19 protein-coding genes are annotated in these 20,080 nt (G+C 68.1%); 4 read left to right on the forward strand and 15 right to left on the reverse strand.

Translation table 11 applies throughout. The features are described from left to right. Nucleotides 1-140: 140 nt before the first annotated feature. The 3 genes from JL108_RS18970 to JL108_RS18980 are packed head-to-tail and all read right to left on the reverse strand — an operon-like array spanning nucleotide 141 to nucleotide 3,286. Nucleotides 141-893, reverse strand: a complete 753-nt coding sequence (locus tag JL108_RS18970) for an SDR family oxidoreductase (RefSeq protein ID WP_205199670.1) — start codon at nucleotides 891-893, stop codon at nucleotides 141-143. Next, entirely contained in the window at nucleotides 893-2,110 is a 1,218-nt protein-coding gene (locus JL108_RS18975; RefSeq protein WP_143912963.1) for an acetyl-CoA C-acetyltransferase, read from the reverse strand. The genes JL108_RS18970 and JL108_RS18975 overlap by 1 nt, the downstream gene beginning before the upstream one ends. 30 nt (nucleotides 2,111-2,140) lie before the next feature. Next, nucleotides 2,141-3,286, reverse strand: coding sequence for an acyl-CoA dehydrogenase family protein (locus JL108_RS18980; protein ID WP_205199671.1), 1,146 nt, complete (start codon nucleotides 3,284-3,286; stop codon nucleotides 2,141-2,143). Between the two features lie 68 nt (nucleotides 3,287-3,354). Between JL108_RS18980 and JL108_RS18985 the strand changes: the two genes are divergently transcribed. Beyond that, nucleotides 3,355-3,957 carry a TetR/AcrR family transcriptional regulator gene (locus tag JL108_RS18985; protein ID WP_205199672.1) on the forward strand — a complete coding sequence of 201 codons (603 nt, stop codon included), beginning with the start codon at nucleotides 3,355-3,357 and terminating at the stop codon, nucleotides 3,955-3,957. A gap of 203 nt (nucleotides 3,958-4,160) precedes the next feature. On the opposite strand, the gene JL108_RS18990 is transcribed toward JL108_RS18985, so the two are convergent. The 9 genes from JL108_RS18990 to JL108_RS19030 all read right to left on the reverse strand — a co-directional run bounded on the left by JL108_RS18990 (nucleotide 4,161) and on the right by JL108_RS19030 (nucleotide 14,533). After that, a complete protein-coding gene (locus tag JL108_RS18990; protein WP_205199673.1) occupies nucleotides 4,161-5,492 on the reverse strand; it encodes an acetyl/propionyl/methylcrotonyl-CoA carboxylase subunit alpha in 1,332 nt (443 codons plus the stop codon). Nucleotides 5,493-5,654: 162 nt separating this feature from the next. After that, nucleotides 5,655-6,509 carry an ABC transporter permease gene (locus JL108_RS18995; protein WP_143912967.1) on the reverse strand — a complete coding sequence of 285 codons (855 nt, stop codon included), beginning with the start codon at nucleotides 6,507-6,509 and terminating at the stop codon, nucleotides 5,655-5,657. Next, nucleotides 6,509-7,453: an ABC transporter permease gene (locus tag JL108_RS19000; RefSeq protein WP_143912968.1), complete on the reverse strand. Its 945-nt coding sequence runs from the start codon at nucleotides 7,451-7,453 to the stop codon at nucleotides 6,509-6,511. The genes JL108_RS18995 and JL108_RS19000 overlap by 1 nt, the downstream gene beginning before the upstream one ends. After that, nucleotides 7,450-8,445, reverse strand: coding sequence for an ABC transporter ATP-binding protein (locus tag JL108_RS19005; protein ID WP_205199674.1), 996 nt, complete (start codon nucleotides 8,443-8,445; stop codon nucleotides 7,450-7,452). The genes JL108_RS19000 and JL108_RS19005 overlap by 4 nt, the downstream gene beginning before the upstream one ends. Beyond that, on the reverse strand, nucleotides 8,442-9,431 hold the full coding sequence (locus tag JL108_RS19010) for an ABC transporter ATP-binding protein (protein WP_205199675.1): 990 nt from the start codon (nucleotides 9,429-9,431) through the stop codon (nucleotides 8,442-8,444). Before JL108_RS19010 ends, JL108_RS19005 begins: the two co-directional genes overlap by 4 nt. Nucleotides 9,432-9,445: 14 nt before the next feature. After that, on the reverse strand, nucleotides 9,446-10,960 hold the full coding sequence (locus JL108_RS19015) for an ABC transporter substrate-binding protein (protein ID WP_205199676.1): 1,515 nt from the start codon (nucleotides 10,958-10,960) through the stop codon (nucleotides 9,446-9,448). After that, nucleotides 10,957-12,627, reverse strand: coding sequence for a class I adenylate-forming enzyme family protein (locus tag JL108_RS19020; protein ID WP_205199677.1), 1,671 nt, complete (start codon nucleotides 12,625-12,627; stop codon nucleotides 10,957-10,959). Before JL108_RS19020 ends, JL108_RS19015 begins: the two co-directional genes overlap by 4 nt. Nucleotide 12,628: 1 nt before the next feature. Further along, nucleotides 12,629-14,170: a carboxyl transferase domain-containing protein gene (locus JL108_RS19025; RefSeq protein ID WP_307837329.1), complete on the reverse strand. Its 1,542-nt coding sequence runs from the start codon at nucleotides 14,168-14,170 to the stop codon at nucleotides 12,629-12,631. A gap of 150 nt (nucleotides 14,171-14,320) precedes the next feature. Continuing rightward, nucleotides 14,321-14,533 (reverse strand): biotin/lipoyl-binding carrier protein, encoded by a 213-nt coding sequence (locus tag JL108_RS19030; RefSeq protein ID WP_143912972.1) that lies wholly within the window; start codon nucleotides 14,531-14,533, stop codon nucleotides 14,321-14,323. Nucleotides 14,534-14,687: 154 nt separating this feature from the next. Here JL108_RS19030 and JL108_RS19035 point away from each other — a divergent pair, with 154 nt between their 5' ends. Then, on the forward strand, nucleotides 14,688-15,353 hold the full coding sequence (locus tag JL108_RS19035; RefSeq protein ID WP_205199678.1) for a TetR/AcrR family transcriptional regulator: 666 nt from the start codon (nucleotides 14,688-14,690) through the stop codon (nucleotides 15,351-15,353). A 76-nt stretch (nucleotides 15,354-15,429) separates the two neighbouring features. Next, nucleotides 15,430-15,930: a thioesterase family protein gene (locus JL108_RS20345; protein WP_205199679.1), complete on the forward strand. Its 501-nt coding sequence runs from the start codon at nucleotides 15,430-15,432 to the stop codon at nucleotides 15,928-15,930. A 68-nt stretch (nucleotides 15,931-15,998) separates the two neighbouring features. On the opposite strand, the gene JL108_RS19045 is transcribed toward JL108_RS20345, so the two are convergent. Then, the gene (locus JL108_RS19045; protein ID WP_205199680.1) at nucleotides 15,999-16,544 is read right to left on the reverse strand and encodes a YceI family protein; all 546 of its coding nucleotides are present in this window, start codon (nucleotides 16,542-16,544) and stop codon (nucleotides 15,999-16,001) included. Between the two features lie 232 nt (nucleotides 16,545-16,776). On the opposite strand from JL108_RS19045, the gene JL108_RS19050 reads away from it, so the two are divergent. Continuing rightward, nucleotides 16,777-17,277, forward strand: coding sequence for a MarR family winged helix-turn-helix transcriptional regulator (locus JL108_RS19050; protein WP_205199681.1), 501 nt, complete (start codon nucleotides 16,777-16,779; stop codon nucleotides 17,275-17,277). A gap of 150 nt (nucleotides 17,278-17,427) precedes the next feature. Here JL108_RS19050 and JL108_RS19055 read toward each other — a convergent pair whose 3' ends face one another. Next, the gene (locus JL108_RS19055) at nucleotides 17,428-17,844 is read right to left on the reverse strand and encodes a DUF1810 domain-containing protein (RefSeq protein WP_205199682.1); all 417 of its coding nucleotides are present in this window, start codon (nucleotides 17,842-17,844) and stop codon (nucleotides 17,428-17,430) included. Nucleotides 17,845-18,122: 278 nt separating this feature from the next. Further along, nucleotides 18,123-19,805, reverse strand: a complete 1,683-nt coding sequence (gene ettA, locus JL108_RS19060; protein WP_143912978.1) for an energy-dependent translational throttle protein EttA — start codon at nucleotides 19,803-19,805, stop codon at nucleotides 18,123-18,125. Between the last annotated feature and the right edge of the window lie 275 nt (nucleotides 19,806-20,080).

Here is a 20,080-nt window from a genome sequence, read left to right on the forward strand (position 1 = left end):
CCCCCACTACCCGAGACTCGGTACGGCTGCGGCGGGCCGGTCGGTGAGCTATCCCGTACTTCGGGGCGCGTAGTACGGGATAACTCACCGCCCACCATTCAGGTGCGTGATAACTCACCGCCCACCGCTCGGGCGAGGGATCAGACCCCGCCGGTGAGGGTGAGACCGCCGTCGAGGGTGATGTTCTGGCCGGTGATCCAGCCGGCATCGTCCGACAGCAGGAAGGCGACCGCGGCGGCGATGTCCTCGGGGACACCGAGACGCTTCATCGGATACGCGGAGGCGACCTCCTCCTCGCGGCCCTCGTACAGTGCGCCGGCGAACCTGGTCTTGACGACCGCCGGGGAGACCGCGTTGACCCGGATAGCGGGAGCCAGCTCGACGGCGAGCTCCTGCGTGAGCCGGATGACCGCGGCCTTGGACACCCCGTACATACCGATCATCGGCGACGGCTTCAGCCCGGCGACCGAGGCGATGTTGACGATCGCGCCGCCGTTCTTGCCGAGGGACGCGGCATAGGCCTTCTGGGCCCACGCCGTCGCCGCCAGGACGTTCACGGTCAGGATCTTCTGCGCGGCGGCGAGGTCGATCTCGACGGTCCGGCCGTACACCGGGTTGATGCCGGTGTTGTTGACCAGGAAGTCGAGCCCACCGAACCGGTCGATCGCGGTGGCGATCGCCTCGTCCTGGTGCTCGGACACATCGGCGGCACCCGCGACGAAGGTCGCGTTCTCCTCACCCAGGTGGGCGACAGCCTCCTTGAGGGCGTCCTCCTTGCGCGCCGTGATGAGGACCTTGGCCCCCTCCGCGACGAGCCTCTCGGCGACGCCGAGACCGATCCCCCGGCTGGCGCCGGTGACGATCGCGACCTTGCCGTCGAAGCGCCCCGTCATCAGCTGAGCCTCTCCAGCACCATGGCCATGCCCATGCCGCCGCCGACGCACATCGACTCGACGCCGAACTGCTTGTCATGCCACTGCAGCGAGTTGATGAGCGTCGAGGTGATGCGCGCGCCGGTCATGCCGAAGGGGTGGCCCACGGCGATGGCACCGCCGTTGACGTTGAGCTTCTCCAGCGGGATGCCGAGCTGCTTGGCCGAGCCCCACGCCTGGACGGCGAAGGCCTCGTTGATCTCGAACAGGTCGATCTGGTCCAGCGACATGCCCGCGTGGCGCAACGCGGCCGGGATGGCCTCGACCGGGCCGAGACCCATGATCTCGGGCGAGAGGCCGGTCACCGCGGTCGAGACGATCCGCGCGAGCGGGGTCAGACCGAGCTCCTTGGCCTTGGTGTCGCTCATGATCACGAGCGCGGCGGCTCCGTCGTTGAGCGGGCAGGCGTTGCCGGCGGTGACGGTGCCGTCGGGACGGAAGACGGGCTTCAGCTTGCTGACCGCCTCCATCGTGACGCCCGCACGGGGTCCGTCGTCGGCGGAGACCACGGTGCCGTCGGGCAGGGTCACGGGCGTGATGTCCTTGGCCCAGAAGCCGTTCGCGATACCCTCCTCGGCGAGGTTCTGGCTGCGGACGCCGAACTCGTCCTGCTCCTCGCGGCTCATGCCGAGGTGCTGGGCGACGTTCTCGGCGGTCTGCCCCATGGCGATGTAGAGGTCCGGCAGGTCGCCGTTCTGGCGCGGGTCGGTCCACGTGTCGGCGCCGCCCTCGGCACGCGCGGCGGTACGAGCGCGGGCCTCGTCGAAGAGCGGGTTCTCGGTTCCCGGCACGTCGGCGAAGCCGTTGGCGAACCGGCTCACGGTCTCGACACCGGCCGAGATGAAGACATCGCCCTCGCCGGCCTTGATCGCGTGGAAGGCCATCCGTGTGCTCTGCAGCGACGAGGAGCAGTAGCGGTTGACCGAGGTGCCGGGCAGGTGATCCATGCCGGCGAGCACGGAGACCGCGCGAGCGATGTTGTGACCGGCCTCGCCCGCGGGCTGGCCGATACCGCAGATGAGGTCGACGATGTCGCGACGGTCGAGCTCGGGCACCTTCGCGAGCGCGGCCTCGACCATCTGGACGGTCAGGTCATCGGGTCGCATGTCCTTGAGCGATCCCTTGCCGGCGCGCCCGATCGGCGAGCGCGCGGTGGAGACGATGACTGCTTCGGGCATCAGTTGTCCCTTTCTGTGGAGACGGAGTTCTCAGAAACCGAGGTCGCGGCCGATGAGTTCCTTCATGATCTCGTTGGAACCGGCCCAGATCTTGGTCACGCGGGCGTCGCGCCAGGCACGGGCGACGCGGTATTCGTTCATGAAGCCGTACCCACCGTGCAGCTGCACGCAGTGGTCGAGCACGTCGTTCTGCACGTCGGCGCTCCACCACTTGGCCTTGGCTGCGTCGATGGCGGTGAGCTGGCCCTCGCTGTGCGCGAGCACGGCCTGATCGGTGTACGCCTCGGCGACCTCGATCTTGGTGACGAGCTCGGCCAGCAGGAACTTGTTGTGCTGCAGCGAGCCGATCGACTGGCCGAAGGCCTTGCGATCGTGGCAGTACTGGATGGTCTCGGCGAGGATCTGCTTGGCGTGGGCGATATTGGAGACCGCGGCGCCCAGACGCTCCTGGGGCAGCTTCTTCATCATCGAGATGAAGCCGTCGCCGAGCTCGCCGATCACGCGATCGTCGCCGAGGCGCAGGTCCTCGAAGAACAGCTCGGCGGTGTCGGACTCCTCCTGGCCGACCTTGTCGAGCTTGCGACCGCGGCTGAAGCCCGCGTCGCCGGCCTCGATGCCGAACAGGGTGATGCCGCGGGCGCCCTTGCTGGGGTCGGTACGCACGGCGGTCACGATGAGGTCGGCCGAGTAACCGTTGGTGATGAAGGTCTTGGAGCCGTTGATGACCCACTCGTCGCCGTCACGCACGGCCGTGGTCTTCAGGCCGGCGAGATCCGAGCCGCCCGAGGGCTCAGTCATGCCGATGGCGGTGACGATGTCGCCGCTGGCGCAGCCGGGGAGCCAGCGCTGCTTCTGCTCCTCGGTGCCGAGGTCGACGATGTAGGGCACGACGATGTCGGCGTGGATCCCGACACACGAGGAGATCGAGGCGTTCAGCTTGCTCAGCTCCTCGGCCCACACGGCGTTGAACCGGTAGTCCTGGGCATCGGCACCGCCGAACTCCTCGGGGATCTCCAGACCGAGGAAGCCCTCGGCCCCCGCGGCGGTCCAGAAGTCACGGGGAAGGCCCTTGCCGGCCAGGTGTTCCTCGACGTGCGGTTGCACCTTCTTGGAGAGGAAGGCGGCGCACGACTCGCGGAACGCCTCGTGGTCGTCGGTGTAGATAGTTCGCTTCATGGGGCTCTTTCGCGATGGGGTTACTAAGCGCTTGCTTAGCATGCCATCCCTGGGAGATGATGTCCACCATGACCGCTGAAGCCCCCTCGTCACGCTCGCGATCGGCCGCGACGCGCGAGCGGCTGATCGAGGCCGCCGTCGAGGCCTTCGCCCAGAAGGGCTTCGCCGCCACCACCACTCGCGACATCGCCTCACGCGCCGGGATGAGCCCCGCGGCGGTGTACGTCCACCACGCCACCAAGGAGGAGCTCCTCTTCGAGGTGAGTCACCGTGGCCACCTCGCCGCGCTCGCCCGCATCCGCGAGGCCGCCGCCGCCCGCACCGACCCGGTCGCGCGGATCGGTCACATGGTGAGCGAGTTCAGCCGCTGGCACGCGGTCAACAGCCGGGTCGGACGGATCGTGCAGTACGAGTTCCACGCACTGACGCCCGAACACCGTCGCGAGATCGCGGAGTACCGCCGCGGCATCGAGCGCGAGATGCAGAACGCCCTGGCCGAGGGCGTGGCCGCAGGTGTGGTCGACGCCGAGGATCTCAAGGGCACGGCGCTGGCGCTGCTGTCGATCAGCATCGACCTCGTGCGCTGGTACTCCCCCGACGGACCGACCACGCCCGATCAGATGGCCGAGCTCCACGCGAGACTCGCCATCCGCATGGTCGCCCGCCGCTGAGGTGGACTCTCGGGAGCGTGCGTATCGCTCGCCAGTGAGGGCGCCCCGCGCCCGAACGTGAGCCCGCGAGGAACGAGCGGGCGAGGCGAGATACGTGAGCTTGCAGACTTACGTATCCCGCCTCGCTTCGCTCACAGTCGTCGCTAGCGCTCCTCCCAGGCGGGCGAGCTGCTCGACACCCCGCGCCCGAACGTGAGCCTGCGTCACCCGTCTCGTTCGTCGACCACCAGCCCGGTGATGTAGTCCCCGGTCGCGAAGGGCTCGCTGTCCAGCACCCGCACTAGATACGGCAGATTCACCCCCGGCCCCTCGACGGCCATCTCTGCCGCCGCCTTCCGGGTCCGCTCCAGCGCTTCCTCACGGGTGGCCCCCCACACGATCATCTTGGCCATCAGCGGATCGAAGAAGGGGGTCACGGCCGTGCCCTCGCGGTAGCCGGCATCGACTCGGACCCCCGCGCCCGATGGCATCTGCCAGCGGGTGACCGTCCCGGGCCTGGGCAGGAAACGCTCGGGATCCTCGGCGTAGATCCGCAGCTCGATCGCATGTCCATTCGGGGTCGCGGAGAAGCCCTCCGGGATCTCGCTGTCCCCTCGGGCCACGGCGAGCTGCCATGCCACCAGGTCGACCCCGTGGACCGCCTCGGTCACCGGATGCTCGACCTGCAGACGGGTGTTCATCTCCAGGAAGTAGAACTCCTCGCGGTCGACGTCGTAGATGAACTCCACCGTGCCGGCATTGCGATACCCGACGGCCTCGCCGAGAGCGACGGCCTGGCGTGCGACCTGCTCGCGCACCGCCGGTGTGAGCGCGGGCGACGGGCTCTCCTCGACGACCTTCTGATGCCGGCGCTGAACCGAGCAGTCCCGCTCGCCCAACGCGATCACCCGGCCGTCGGGCAGGCCCATGATCTGCGCCTCGATGTGTCGTGACCGCTCGACATAGCGCTCGACGATCATGCGCCCATCGCCGAAGACGGAACGACCGCGTCCGGCGACCTGCTCGACCGCTGCGGCCAGGCCGGCCTCCTCGGCCACCACCGCCATCGCGATACCTCCCCCGCCGGCCACCGCCTTGACCATCAGCGGGAAGCCGATGGCCTGGGCGACCCCGTGGGCCTCCTCCAGGCTCTCGACCGGCCCCGGCGAGCCCGGTGTCACCGGGACACCGGATGCCTGCGCGAGCCGGCGCGCGTTGGCCTTGTCTCCCATCGAGGCGATAACTTCGGCCGAGGGGCCGACGAAGGTCATGCCCGCCTGCGCGACCGCCCGCGCGAAGTCGGGGTTCTCCGAGAGGAAGCCGTATCCGGGGTGCACCAGCTCCGCACCGGCGGCCACCGCCGCGGCGACCATCGCCTCCACATCGCCGAAGGCCCGCGGCGAGTCCAGCGGCACAACGATGTCGGCCTCCTCGACATAGGGCAGCCCGGCATCGACCTCGGGGCTCCCGACCGCGCACCGCAGCCCCAGAGTCCGGGCGGTGCGTTCGATACGGGCGGCGATCTCACCGCGGTTGGCGATGAACAGCACGGTCATGTCGACACCGCCTGAAGAAGAACACGATACGCCGATGCCGACATGAGAACCCCCATCGTTCGCTCGCTGCGCTCGCTCATGTCGACACCGCCTGAAGACGAACACGATACGCCGATGCCGACATGAGAACCCCCATCGTTCGCTCGCTGCGCTCGCTCATGGTCACTTCCGTTTCGGGTCGAGGAGGCGCTGGATCTCATCGCCGATGATGTTGCAGGCGAAGACCGTCGCCGCGATCGCCAGGCCCGGGATGAAGATCTGCATCGGCGCCTGGTCCAGGAACGTGTACGACCGGGCGAGCACCGCACCCCACGAGGCGTTCGGCGGCTGCACTCCCAGCTGCAGGAAGCTCAGGCTGGCCTCCGCGATCAGCGCGAAGCCCATGAGCACGGCGACCTGCACGAGGATCGGCTGGATGATGTTCGGCAGCACATGCGGCAGGACCATCCGTCGCAGGCCCGATGCGCCGAAGGATCGCGCCGCCTCGATATAGGTCTCGGAACGGATCGTCATCGTCTGGGCCCGCGCCAGGCGGATGATCGCCGGAGCGAGGACGACGCCCACCGCGATCATCGCATTGGTGATATTCGGACCCATGGTGGCCGTGATCCCGATGGCCAGCACGATCGCGGGGAAGGACATGACGGCGTCGACCACCCGCATGATGCCGACGTCCAGCCAGCGATTGCCCCACCCGGCCGCGATGCCGATCGGCAGGCCGACGACCAGCGCGATCCCCACGGCCAGCATCGCCGCGAGGACGGAGACACGAGTGCCGTGCAGCATCCGGCTGAGCACGTCGCGCCCGAGATCGTCGGTGCCGAGCGGATGCGCGCCGCTCATGGGCAACAGGATGTCGTTGAGGTTCTGCGCCGTGGGCGACGAGGGCGACAGCACACCGGCGAAGACCACCACGAGGGCGACCGCCGCCAAGATGGCGTAGCTGACCCACACCGAGAACCGGCCGGCGCGGCGGCGAGCCGTGGTGCCCTGGACACGTGAGGCGATGACGGACATCAGGAGATCCTCGGATCGAGAAGCCGGTAGGACACGTCGACGATGAGGTTCGTCAACAGGATGATCATGGCCGCGACGAAGACGACCGCCTGGATCACGCCGTAGTCGCGCTGGTTGGTCGCTTCGACGGCGAGCGAGCCGATACCCGACAGCCCGAAGACGGCCTCGACCACGACGGCGCTGCCGATGAGCCGCGAGACCTGGATGCCGAGGATCGTGGCGAACGGCAGGCTGGAGTTCTTCAGGGCGTGCTTCCACACGATGCTCGCCGTCGAGAGGCCTTTCGCGCGGTGCGTGCGCACGTAGTCGGTGCTGAGGCTCTCCACCATCGCGCTGCGGACCTGCCGGCAGATCTCCGCACCGCCAACGAGACCGAGCGCGATCGCCGGCAGCACCAGGCCCCGGAGGGCCTGCGCGGGATCCTCGGCCAGGCTGGCTCCCCCCGGGCCGGGGAACCAGCCGAGATTCAGTGCGAAGACGATGATGAGCATCATCCCGAGCCAGAAATTGGGGATCGCGATGCCGAAGGTCGCCGAGGTGGTGAGGAAACGGTCGAAGGTCGTGTCCACCTTCTGCGCGGCCATCACGCCGAGCGGCAGCCCGATCGCGATCGCCACGATGAGGGCGAAGAGCATGAGGATCAGCGTGAGCGGCAGGCGCTGCCCGATGAGCGCCGTGATCGACTCGCCCGTCTGATACGACGTGCCGAGGTCTCCGGTGAGGGCCCCGGATATCCAGGTGAGGTACTGGGTGACGAGGGAGCCGTCCAGGCCCAGGTCCTCACGGATCCGCGCCAGGTTCTCCGGTGTCGCGTAGTCTCCGGCGATCGCGACGGCCGGGTCGCCGGGGATCAGCCGTTGGAGCAGGAAGACGATGAGGGTCGCCAGGATGAGGGTGGGGATCGCCGACAGCACGCTCGTGCCGACGACGCGCAGGATCCTCATGATGCCTCCCGGCCGACCGGCCGCTCGCGACCGTAGAGCTCAGCCGTGCGCAGGCACGCCGAGTCGTGTCCGTGCCCGACCTCGGCGAGCTCGGGCACCGTGGACCGGCAGCTGTCGATCACGTGCGGGCACCTGGTGCTGAACCGGCATCCCGGTGGCGGAGAGAGGGGACTGGGGATGTCCCCCGAGAGCACGATGCGCCGGTGGGCGGAGCTCTGGTGCACGAGCGGCTGCGCCGAGAGCAGCGCCTCGCTGTACGGATGGAGACTCCGGTCGACGAGCGAGGGTGTCGTGGCCTGCTCCACGATCCGGCCGAGGTACATGACGCAGATCCGGTCGGCCAGGTGGCTGACGACACTCAGGTCGTGGCTGATGAACAGCACGGTGAGCTCGTATTCGGCCTTCAGGTCCTGCAGCAGATTGAGGATCTCGGCCTGCAGCGCCACGTCCAGGGCGGCCACCGACTCGTCGCAGATCAGCACCTTGGGGTCGGTGACCAGGGCCCGGGCGATGTTGACGCGCTGCTTCTGCCCACCGCTGAGCTGATGCGGGTACCGGGTCAGGAACTGGGCGGACAACCCGACGTCCTCCAGCGCCTTGACGGCGATCTGCTCACGCTCGCGCTTCTCACCGCGGCGCATGACGTCGAGCGGCTCGCGCACGCTCTGCAGGATCGTGCGTCTCGGGTCCAGGGCGCTGTGCGGGTCCTGGAACACCATCTGCACCGATTCGGTGAAGCGTCGGCGTTCCTTGCCGGCGAACGATGCCACGTCCTGGCCCCGCCAGCGCACGGTTCCGGCACTGACCGGGGCCAGGCCGATCGCCGCACGGGCCACGGTGGACTTGCCCGAGCCGCTCTCGCCGATGAGGCCGAGCGTCTCGCCCTCGAAGAGGTCGAGGCTGACCCGGTCGACCGCGGTGACGTGACGGCGCCGTCCGACCGGGAAGCGGACCGAGACCGATTCGAGGGAGAACAGCGGTGGGCTGGTCATGTGTCGGCTCCTGTCGTGTGGATCTCGTGCGCGCGCACGCAGCGCACCTCTCGGGCCGCGCTGAAGGGGCCCAGCTCGACCGGCTCGGCGCAGATATCGGCGCGGTGCTGACACCGCGGCGCGAACACACAGCCGGTGATCCGCTCGCCCGGCGGCGGGACGCGTCCGGGGATGGTGGCCAGCCGCCGATCGCGGTGCTGCGGCGACGGCAGCGCCGCGAGCAGACCGGAGGTGTACGGATGCGCGGGTGCAGCCAGCACCTCGCCGACCGGCCCCCGCTCGACGATGCGGCCGGCGTACATCGTGATCATCCGGTCGCAGGTCTCGGCCACGACGCCGAGATCGTGGGTCACGAACAGCACCGACATCCCCCGGTCGGCGGCGATGCCCTTGATCAGCTCCAGTAACTGCGCCTGGATCGTCACGTCGACCGCCGTGGTGGGCTCGTCGGCGATCAGCAGCTGCGGGGCACAGGCCAGCGCGATCGCGATCATCACGCGTTGCCGCATTCCGCCGGACAGCTCATGTGGGTACGCCCGCAGACGGGCTCGCGGATCGGAGATCCCCACCGCGTCCAAGAGCTCCAGCGCAGCTGCCCGCGCTCGCGCCTTCGAGAGCCCCTGGCGCAGTCGCAAGGTCTCGATCAGCTGATACCCGACCGAGAACACCGGATCCAGCGCCGTCATCGGCTCCTGGAAGACCATCGCCATCGGCACCTCGGCCTGGGGCCGGCGCCGGTTGGCGTCGTCCCAGAGCCGCGTGCCGTCGAGCTCGGCCTGACCCTCGATCCGCGAGGACCGGGGATCGATCAGGCCCATCAGGGCGAGGGAGGTGACGGTCTTGCCGCTGCCGCTCTCGCCGACCAGCCCGACGATCTCACCGCGCTCGATCGTGAAGCTGACATCGTGCAATGCCTGCACGCGCTCCTCGCCGTGGCCGAAGAACACCTCGAGTCCCTGGACATTGAGCACCGGCACCGTGGTCACCTCCCTCACCCTGTTCAGCCGAAGGACACGCCGAGGAACTTCGGCTTGCCCAGCAGATTGGACTCGAAGCCCTGGACGTCGTCGCGCAGACCGATCAGCGAGTCCTGGAAGGCCAGCGGGAAGAAGGGCGTGTCGGCGTAGACCGCCTCGGCGGCCGCCTCGAAGCCCGGCACGCGTTCGGACGGCTCCACCGACTCGTCGGCCTGTGCCAGTGCCTCGTCGATGCCCGGGACGGCCTCGTCGGAGGTGTTGAAGTACCCCTCGGCGGAGAACATCAGCCGGTACGTCATCGCCGGATCGGGCCGACCCGTCCACTGCGACAGCAACGCCGGAGCCTTGCGGTCGTTGAAGTAGTCGTTGGTCGCCTGCACGATCTCGCGTGGGATGAGGTTGACGGTGACGCCGATCTCAGCCCACTGCTCCTTGAGGATCTCGCCGACGCGCGTCGTCTGGGAATCGGCGTTGACGATCATGTCGAAGGACAGCCCCGACACCCCGGCCTCGGCCAGCAGGCGCTCCGCCTCCTGCGGGTCGTGCTCGTAGACCACCGACTCCGGGGGCTCCGCCCAGTAGCCGTCGGGAAGCGCTCCGTAGGCGACGCTGCCGCGATCGAAGTAGCCGCTCTTGAGCACCACGTCGCGGTCGATCGCCAGCGACAGCGCCCGGCGGACCTGTGGGTCGCCCAGCTCCTCGGAGGCGCGGTTCAGATAGACCTGGTGCAGATTGACGCGGGGCGACTGGTCCAGCGTCACGCCGCTCGCCCCTTCGAGCGAGTCCGCGTCCGAGGGTGCGACCTCCATCGCCACGTCCTGTTGTCCTGATCGCAGCGAGGTCACCCGGGTCTTCGGGTCGGGGATGATGTTGAAGGTGATCCCGGCGACCCGGTCGACATCGGTGTCCCAGTAGTCGTCGAAGCGCTCGACCTTGAGCGAATCGCCACGACGCCACTCCACGAAGGACCATCCGCCCGCGCCGACCGGCTGGGTGCTCAGGTCCCCACCGGCCTCGTCCGCGGCCTTGGGCGAGACCATCATGCCGGCCCGGTCGGCCAGCACGAGAAGGAGCGACGCGTCCGGGTGGTCCAGCACCAGCGTCACCGTCTGCTCGTCGTCGACCCGCACCTCGCTCACGGCGGCGAGATCGGCCTGGATATTCGAGCCCTCCCCCATCGCCCGATCGAGGTTGTACTTGACGGCTTCGGCGTCCAGGGGCTCGCCATCGTGGAACGTGACGCCCTCACGCAGCGTCAGGCTCAGCTCGGTGGGCGAGACCTGTTCCCACGACTCCGCCAACCCCGGCTCGGCCTCCAGACCGGAGTCGAAGGAGACCAAGGTGTCGTAGATCGGGTAGAGCAGCATGTGGTCGGTTCCGGCGTTGCCGCGGATGGGATCGAGCGACGACGCGTCGGCGGCCGCCGCGACCTTCAGGTCCTTGTCCTGGTCCGAGGAGCCACCACCACCGCCGCACGCGGTGAGCGTGGCGAGCAGCGTCGCGGCCGCGAGCGCTCCCCAGCGAGATCGTCTCATCATGATTGACGTCCTTCCGTCCACTGCTGACGCAGCTTGTATTTTTCGATCTTGTTGGTGGGAGTACGGGGGATCTGCGTCACGGGCACGAAGGCCCGCGGACGCATGAACTTGGGCATGGACTCGTGGCAGTACTGCGCGAGGACGTCGACATCGAAGCTCGCGGCATCGGCCGGCTCGACGAAGGCGATCACGTCGTCCTCGTCGCCCTCCGCGCTCGGCACCGCCACGACGGCGGCCAACTGAACCGAGGGGTGCTTGGCGACGATCTCCTCGATGTGGAAGCTGGAGATGTTCTCTCCGCGCACCCGGATCCGGTCGCCGAGACGATCCACGTAGACGAAGACACCGTCCGGCTGGCGGATCGCCGCATCGCCGGTGTGGAACCAGAGGTTGCGCCAGGCCTTGACCGTCGCCTCGGGCTTCTTCAGGTACTCGTCGAAGATCAGGGCGGGCAGCCGGGGCCGCATCGCGAGTTGACCGACGACGCCGTCGGGGCACACCCGGTCGCGGTCGTCGAGGACCACGACCTCCATGAACGGTGCCGGCATGCCCATGATCCCCTTGGGCATCGGGTCCGCTCCCTCCAGCACCGGCAGCCCGTGCTCCTCGAACACTCCGCGGAGCGCGGCGTGGTCGCGGCCGCGGTACAGCTCGACGGGCGTGCCCTCGCCCTCGGCGGTCTGCTCGGTGAGCGTCATCAGCGCCGCGCCGGTCTCGGACTGCCCGAAGCCGGAGGTCACGAAGTCGATGCCGAAGCGCACCGCGAAGTCGTGGTGATTCGCCGGCAGCGGCTGCATGTGCACCTTGTTGAGCGGATTGCGGCGGTCGTCGTCCCGGGCCTCGGCGTTCAGCAGCCACGGCGTCATGACGTCCAGCAGCACCGCGGTCGTGCAACCGGTCGAGCGGACCCGCCGCCAGAAGTCCGAGGGACTGAACCGGTCCCACAGGCTGACCGACGCCCCGGTCCACAGGGCCCGGACGACATTGAAGTGCGCGCCGCCGACGTGATACATCGGCAGGTCGTTGTAGACGACGTCGTCGCCGGTCAGCATCGAGCGTCCGATCCAGGTGTAGCCGTTGATCCACCGATGGGACTGCACGACACCCTTCGACGGACCGGTCGTCCCGGAGGTGTAGATGACATTGGCCGGATCGTCGTAGGCGACCTGGACCTGCGGGCGCTCGGCCGGTCGGAGCAGCTCACCGAACTCGCCGCCCATCGCGTCCTCCACGACGAGCACGCGGGGCGGATGCTCAAGCTGGGACTCGACGGCTCGGACCCGCTCGAGCAGTTCCACGTCGACGATGAGCAGTGCCGGGGCCGTGTCGCCCAGCTGATAGGCCAGGAGGTCGCCGGCGTACTGGAAGTTGACAGGCGCGTAGACGGCGCCGGCCTTCCAGAGGCCGTACATCGTGAGGGTCGACACCAGCGGCCGGACCGTGAGAACGCTGACCCGGTCGCCGGGGACGATCCCGGCCGCGCTCAGCTGCCCCGCGAGGTGATCGGTGAGGGCACCGAACCGGCCGTAGCTGAGATCCTCGCCGGTCTCGCCGTAGTGGATCGCGAGCCGGTCCGGCGTGGCCGCCACATGGTGGTCCAAGGCCGCCACAGCGGTCGGGAAGTCGAACTCGAGCAGCGACTCGAGCTCCTGGATGGGTGGGGTCATCTCAGGGCCTCGTTCCGAAGGAGGGGGGTCCGAGGAGCTCGGGGACGACGCGATAGGCATCGCGCACCCAGCTCGTGAGCAGCTCGCGGCTGCGGCGCGGGTCGATCACGTCCTGTACGCCGTAGCGCTCCGCGGTGCGGAAGGGAGAGCGCACCGCCTCGAGACGGTCGCGGATCTCGGCCAGCATCGCCTCGGGATCGTCCGAGGCCTCGAGATCGGCACGGTAGGCGGCCTCGATGCCACCCTCGACCGGCAGCGATCCCCAGTCCCCGGACGGCCAGGCCCATTGACGGTTGTACCGGTGCCGGTTGATCTGCCCCGCGCCGCCGACCCCGAACACGCGTCGGACGATGATCTCGGCCATCGGCACGCGGGCCTGGTAGACCGCCGCGACCGCGCGGGCGCCACGACGGATGGAGGCCGTCTTCTCGGCCTGGAGGCCGATCATCATGCCGGCCTGGTCGGTGAGACTGACGATCGGCAGGTGGAAGGTCTCGCACAGGTCGACGAGACGGGTCAAGGCGTCGGCGCCGTTCGGCGTCATCGTCGCGCCCTTGTACGGATCGGTGGCCACGACGCCGACCGGGTGCCCGTCGAGCCTGGCCAGTCCGGTGTAGACCGAGCCGGAGTAGCACGTGTAGTCGAACACCGACCCCGCGTCGAAGATCGCGTCGAGCACCGGACGGAGCCGGTAGGGCTGGCGGCGGCTGCGCGGCACCACGTCCGCCAGATGCTCCGCGTCACCGCTCGCCTCGCGCCCCTCGACGACCGGAGGAAGCTCATGGACGCTGGACGGCAGGTACGAAAGGAAGCCTCGGATCGCGTCGAGCGCGGACGCCTCGTCGGGAACGATCTGATCGACGGCACCACTGCGGCGATGCACCTCGGCACCGCCGAGCTGCTCCTTGTCCAGATCCTCTCCGGTCGCATGCCGCACGACCGGAGGCCCGGCGACGAAGAGCTGGGTGGAGCCCTCGATGAGCACGCTGAAGTGGCTCATCACGACCCGCGCCGCTCCGAGACCCGCCACCGGACCCATGCAAGCGGCGACCACCGGCACCAGCGACAGGTTGTCGACGACCGTGTCCCATCCGGGATTGGCGGGCACATAGGTGTAGCCGGACTGTTCCAGCATCCGCACGCTGCCGCCACCGCCGGTCCCCTCGACGAGCCGGATCAGCGGCAGCCGGTACGCGGCGGCCAGTCGCTCGGAGTCGACCTGCTTGGCCATGATCGAGGCATCGGCGGCACCGCCGCGGACGGTGAAGTCGTCCGCGCCGACGGCGACGCGCCGACCCGCGATCGTGCCGACACCGAACACGAAGTTGGTGGGGACGATGCGTCCGCCCGTCTCGTCCGGGAAGCCGGCGAGACCGCCGATCTGCTCGAAACTGCCCTCGTCGAGCAGATCGGCGACACGCTCGGTCACGGTGCTGCGACCGGCCGCGTGCTGTCGGTGGATCTTCTCGGGTCCCCCGAGCTCGTCGGCCATGGCACGGCGACGCTCGAGCTCGGCGATCTCCGCGGACCAGATCGGTGACACTACGGCACGTCCTCTCGCTGACGAATGACCTAAGCGATCGCTTAGGTCGGCGAGAAGCCATGCTAGGTGATGCGCATCACACGGCGCAAGCACTTTTTCGAGGACTCGGCCGGCGACCCCCTCAGAGATCGCCGGCCGCAGGAGAGATGCTCAGAGAATGCGCGCGAGAAGAGCCCCTTCTTCGACGATATCGCCCTCATTTACCAGCAGTTCTTCGACCTTCCCTGCCGCCTCGGCGAGGACCGGGATTTCCATCTTCATCGACTCGAGGACCACCAGGACATCGCCGGCGACCACGTCCGCCCCCTCGGTCACATCGATCCGGAAGACTGAGGCGGACATCTCCGCGCGTACATCGGCCATGCTTTCCACTACCCTTCGCTGTATTGAGATCTGCGGAAGCTAAGCATACGCTTATGCCACGGCGCGATGCGCCGATCGACATCGCGGCCCGGCACCGAGCCCGGGCATCGGGTCGTGACGGGCAGACGAACGAGGATCGGCGAGAATGACGGCCATGAGCACGGACGGGACGCCGACCACCAATGCGTCACTCGAACTCGAGCCGCAGGCGGTCGACGCCATCGAGCGTTACTGGGCGGACCGAGCCACCGGTCCGTCGCGCAAGATCCTCATCGGCGCCACCCTCGCCTTCGCCGAGCTGGGCTACCACGGAGCCTCCACCCGGGCGATCGCCGCCCGAGCCGATATGAGCCCCGCCGCCGTGTACATCCACTTCACATCCAAGGTCGAGCTCTTCCATCACATCGCACTCGAGGGACACAAGACCTCCACGGGCGCCTTCAACGAGCCGGCCGAACTGGTCGCCGATCCCGCCAGCAAGCTGCGTATGGGCGTGGCGTCCTTCGCCACCTTCAACGCGGAGATGAACACGTTCTCGCGCACGATCGAGTACGAGATGCGCCTGCACCACGATCAGCGTTTCGCCGATGTCTGGCGGCTGCGCCGGGGGGTCGAGGACCACATGCGGCGCATCCTGCAGGCCGGCGTCGACGAGGGGGTCTTCCGAATCGCCGATATCGAGTGGATGAAGATCCTCCTGCTCTCCAACTGCATCGACATCGCGCGCTGGTACCGCCACGAGTCACCACACACGCCGATGGCGCTGGGGTTCCGCTATGCCGATCTGGCCATGTCCCTGGTCGGCGCCGTCGCCCCTTGACATCAACGTCAATACCTGCGGTACCCTCGGTCGCGTGAGACCGGCATCACACCGTCACGACCCCGAGGAGACTGCCGTGACCGATACCCCCACGATCGAGCAGCTCGACGAGCTCGGCATCATCCACCGCCGGACCGTGCCCCCCGAGTTCGAGGATCTCAACGGCCATGTCAACGTCCGGCACCACTACACGCTGCACATGGAGGGCGCGCACGCCGTCTTCGCCGACGAGCTGGGAGTGGACGAGGAGAGGGCGGCGCGAGGCGAGGGGACCTTCAGCCTCTCCCAGTACATCCGCTTCGCCTCCGAGATCCTCGTCGGCCACGATGTCTCGGTGCACTGGCGCCTCCTCGACCGGTCCGACAAGATCATCCACGGCATGACGATCCTCGCGGACCGGACGACCGGCAAGGTGGCCAGCACCAGCGAGTTCATCGAGGCCTTCGTGGACCTGAACACCCGACGTGTCGCCCCGATGCCCCAGGACCTCGCCGATCTCCTCGACAAGCTGCTCGCTACCCACCGCGAGCTCCCCTGGGAGCTGCCGCTCAGCGAGCCCCTGGCCGTGCGCCGCTGATCGGCCCAGATGTATTCGAGCCCCCGGCAGGGTGATCCTGCGGGGGGCTCGATGCGGAGCGCGAGAGGTCACTCGGCGGGCTGGAGCACCGCCTCGGCGACGATCTGCAGGATGATCTTGTCGCCGATCATCACCTTGTCGCCCTCGAGGGGGATGTTGAAGTCGATGCCGAACTCCTTGCGGCTGATCTCGCCCTTGGCCTCGACGCCCACGCGGGTGCCGCCCCACGGGTCGCCGCCCTCGCCGAGGAACTCGACCTTGAGCTCGAGCGGCTTGGTCACGCCCTTGATGCTCAAGTCGCCGGTGACCACGAACTCCTCGTCGTCCTTCTGCCGCACATCCGTGCTGACGAAGGTCATCGACGGGTAGCTCTCCACCTCGAAGAAGTCGGCGGAACGCAGATGGGCATCGCGATCGGCGGTGCCGGTGTTGATCGAGCTGAGGTCGACCGAGACCTCGACGCGCGAGGCCGTGATGTCCGGGGCGGTGACGAGGGTGCCGTCGAAGGTGTCGAACTTGCCGCGGACCTTGCTCATGATGTGCCGCACCTGGAAGCCGATCTCGGTGTGGGTGGGGTCGAGCTTCCAGGTACCGGGGGTCACGGTGGTGGTCATGGTGTCTCCTTGAGAACGAGAAATCCGGGAGCCGAGGTGGCTACGAGTGACACGATACCCACTAGTTTAACTTTCAATCAAGTGCTGTCTCCCGTAAACTGGATCACATGAGCGAGCGCAGCGAGCGAACCATCAGCACTGACGAATGCCGCCATCGTGGGGGGACCGCCCTGCACGGAGCGCAGCGGAGTGCTTGGGGGACTACCCTGCTCTTCTTCCAGGCGGTGACGGCATGAGCGAGCGCAGCGCCGACCTCGAACTGACCGAGGTCAACGAGACCCCATGGTTGTCCCGTCAGCAGCAGGAGATCTGGCGTTCCTTCCTGGGCGGCTCGACCGTGCTCATGGATCAGCTGGACCGTGATCTGCGCCGAGAACACGGCCTGTCGATGTCGGAATACGAGATCCTCGTCCGCCTCTCGGAGGCTCCGGCACGCTCCATCAGGATGGCCGAGCTCGCAGCCCTCGTCGCTCACTCGCGCAGCCGCATCACCCACACCATCGCCCGCCTGGAGAAGGCGGGCATCGTCGCACGGGATCAGTGCAGCACTGACGGACGCGGCGTCACCGCCACGTTGACCGACCACGGATTCGGCGTCCTGGCCCATGCCGCGCACACGCACGTGCGCGGCGTCCACACGTACCTGCTCGGCAACTCCACTCCCGAAGAGTTCGCCGCGCTCGGCCGCATCATGGAACGCATCAGCGCCCAGCTCGGCGGCCGCACCTTCTGATCTCGCCCACGAGCGGTAGGCCTTCAACCTCTCCTCTCCCGTGGCGGTAGGTCCTCAACCCCTCGTCCTCCGTGGCGGTAGCCGATCAACCTCACCGCGTCCTGATGAGGTTGAGGATGTACCGCCGCCGGTCCGGTCGAGGGCGCCCGTTCAGGTCAGCAGCGCGAGGGTGCGGTCGTCTCGCTCGCCGGCATACAGCCGATCGAGCACGGTGGCGAACACGGGTTCGGCAGGATCGGCCAGCTCGAATAGCGTCATGCTGGACCGCAGCTTCAGCGCGTCGATCTGGCCCAGGAGCGCGACCGGGTCGCCCTCGAACGCGGCGGCGACCCCACTCGCCTCGAGCAGTCGCGGTCCGAGCACTCGATGTGCGAGGTACTCGCGGGCCTCGTCCAGCGAGGCGATGCCGTAGCGCTGCGCCATCGGGCTGGAACCCAGTCCGAGTAACTGCGGGAACACGAACCACATCCAATGCGTGCGCTTGCGACCGGTGCGCAGTTCGGCGACGGCACGCTCGTACGTGCCTCCGTCGTCCTGCGCCTCGACGAAACGATGCAGATCGTCCATACCGCCATGGTCGGGCCTCCGCTCCCGCTCCGCACATCGCCTCCCTCACCCGAGCGGTGAGTTACGCACCCCTCGCGCGTCGGGGCGGTGGGCTACGCACCCCTCAGCACGGTCGAGAGGTGCGCAAGTCACCGCCCACGAACGCGAGAGGTGCGTAACTCACCGCCCAGTCGCGAGGAGGTTCAGTCGCGGGTCAGACGGCGCATGCGCCGCTGTGGTCACCTCACGACTCAGTCGCGGGTCAGACGGCGCATGCGCCGCTGTGGTCACCTCACGACTCAGTCGCGGGTCAGACGGCGGTGCGTGACGCGGTGGGGACGGGCGGCCTCGGCGCCGAGGCGCTCGACCTTGTTGGCCTCATAGGAGGCGAAGTTGCCCTCGAACCAGAACCAGTTGCCCGGCTCCTCGTCGGTGCCCTCCCACGCGAGGATGTGGGTCGCCACGCGGTCCAGGAACCAGCGATCGTGCGAGGTGACCACGGCGCAGCCCGGGAAGTCCAGCAGTGCGTCCTCGAGGGCCGACAGGGTCTCGACGTCCAGGTCATTGGTCGGCTCGTCGAGCAGCAGCATATTGCCGCCCTGCTTGAGCGTCAGGGCGAGGTTCAGGCGATTGCGCTCACCGCCGGAGAGCACCCCGGCCTTCTTCTGCTGATCCGAGCCCTTGAAGCCGAAGGACGCCACATAGGCGCGGCTGTTCATCTCGAAATTGGCGACCTTGATGAAGTCCAGGCCCTCCGAGACGACCTCCCACACGTTCTTGTTCGCGTCGATATTGGCGCGGGTCTGATCGGCATAGCTGATCTTGACCGTCTGGCCGACGGTGAGCGAGCCGGCATCGGGCTGCTCCGAGCCGGTGATCATCCGGAACAGCGTCGTCTTGCCGACGCCATTGGGGCCGACGATGCCGACGATGCCCGCGCGCGGCAGCGAGAACGAGATGTCGTCCCACAGTGTGCGACCCTCGAAGCCCTTGGTGAGCCCCTTGGCCTCCAGCACCACATCGCCGAGGCGTGGTCCCGGAGGGATGTTGATATCCGTGGTGTCGATCTTGCGGGCCTTCTCGGCCTCCGCGGCGAGCTCCTCGTAGCGGGCGAGACGCGCCTTGCTCTTGGCCTGGCGGCCCTTGGCATTGGACCGCACCCACTCGAGTTCCTTCTCGAGCATCTTGGCGCGCTTGGCGTCCTTCTGCCCTTCGATCTTGAGGCGATCCTTCTTGGTCTCCAGATAGGTGGAGTAGTTGCCCTCGTAGCCGTGGATCTGGCCGCGGTCGACCTCGGCGATCCACTGGGCGACGTTGTCGAGGAAGTACCGGTCGTGGGTGACGGCGAGGACGGCGCCCGGGTAGTTCTTCAGGTGACCCTCGAGCCACTGGACGGACTCGGCGTCCAGGTGGTTGGTGGGCTCGTCGAGGAGCAGCAGGTCGGGCTGCTGGAGCAGCAGCTTGCACAGAGCCACGCGACGGCGCTCGCCACCGGAGAGATGGTCGACGAGGGTGTCCGGCGGCGGGCAGCGTAGCGCGTCCATCGCCTGGTCGAGGCGCGAGTCCAGCTCCCAGGCGTTGCTCGCGTCGAGATCGGTCTGCAGCTCACCCATCTCGGCAAGCAGGGTGTCGTAGTCGGCATCGGGATCGGCGAGCTCCTCGCTGATCTGGTTGTACCGATCGAGCTTGCCCTTGATCTCGCCGACGGCCTCCTCGACATTCTCCAGCACCGTCTTGCCCTCGGTCAGCGGAGGCTCCTGCTGGAGCATGCCGACGGTGGCATCCGGGTCACGGACGAGGTCGCCGTTATTGGGCTGCTCGAGTCCGGCCATGAGCTTGAGCAGGGTGGACTTGCCCATGCCGTTGGGACCGACGACGCCGATCTTCGCGCCGTGGAGGAACGAGAGGGTGACATTGTCGAGGACGACCTTGTCGCCGTGGGCCTTGCGGACGTTGCGCAGTGTCAGGATGTACTCAGCCATGGTCGTTCCAGCCTAGCGAGCCTCCCCCGATCCCGAACCGGGGCCCGTCGGTGGAGAGGATGCGCCCCGCCGGGCTGTACAGGCTCGGGTGCCGCTGAGCCACACGCAGGATGTGCTTCGGTGGTCGTCATAGCAACCACCGAAGCACACCTGCGTGAGCAACGGCCCGGCTGACGCACCTCCGGTGAGTGGCGCACCCCTGCACAACCGGGGCGGTGAGAGGTGCACACCTCACGGTGCGTGAGACGTGCGTAAGTCACCGCCCAGGCCCGTGA

This window comes from Aeromicrobium sp. YIM 150415 (assembly GCF_016918125.1).
GTDB lineage: Bacteria > Actinomycetota > Actinomycetes > Propionibacteriales > Nocardioidaceae > Aeromicrobium > Aeromicrobium piscarium.